This is a genomic window from Enterococcus sp. HMSC072F02, from assembly GCF_001837725.1.
Classification (GTDB): Bacteria; Bacillota; Bacilli; order Lactobacillales; family Enterococcaceae; genus Enterococcus_B; species Enterococcus_B lactis.
The window spans coordinates 1-507 of record NZ_KV833913.1 but is presented as its reverse complement, the minus strand read 5'-3'; the positions used below and the strand labels follow the sequence as shown (position 1 = coordinate 507).

1 protein-coding gene is annotated in these 507 nt (G+C 26.6%); it reads right to left on the bottom strand.

The annotated features are described in order from the left end of the window. Nucleotides 1-216 precede the first annotated feature (216 nt). On the bottom strand, nt 217-507 hold a 291-nt coding region (locus tag HMPREF2731_RS02680; protein ID WP_070872270.1), incomplete at its 5' end, for a hypothetical protein.

The following is a 507-nucleotide window of genomic DNA, read 5'->3' as shown; positions in this document are numbered from 1 at the left end:
CCTCTAGGAAAAAATTAACTAGCACCACGGGTCTAATTTAGTAATAAAGGTTAGCTTCTTTTGCATATATGATGGTTTTAAGACCTTAAAAAATTGTGTGTGTGTAATTATTAGTTAATTTACTATCTAAATTTGATTTCTTATGAATATTATATAAAAAGTTATAAAAAAAGGTAAATATGATAAAAGAGAAATTATCATATTTATCTTTTACATTTACTTTTCTCTTTCCATAGTTCGTTTTCTTAGAACTTCAAATTGATTTTTAAAAGTATGTTGTTGTTCGTCAGTTAATGAATCGACTAAGCATACGTTATGAACTTTTTTATCGTGCATGTCTTCGTCTGTAATACCAGTTAAATCATATCTTTTTAACCGTTCCATATTTTTGATAGTAGTGCTGAAAATATTACTTTCTCCAAATACTTCTTTAGCATTTTCTAAAGTAGCAATATCAACGGGCGCTCCATTTTTTAATAACGCGAATTGTAAAATTAAGTTAGAAAA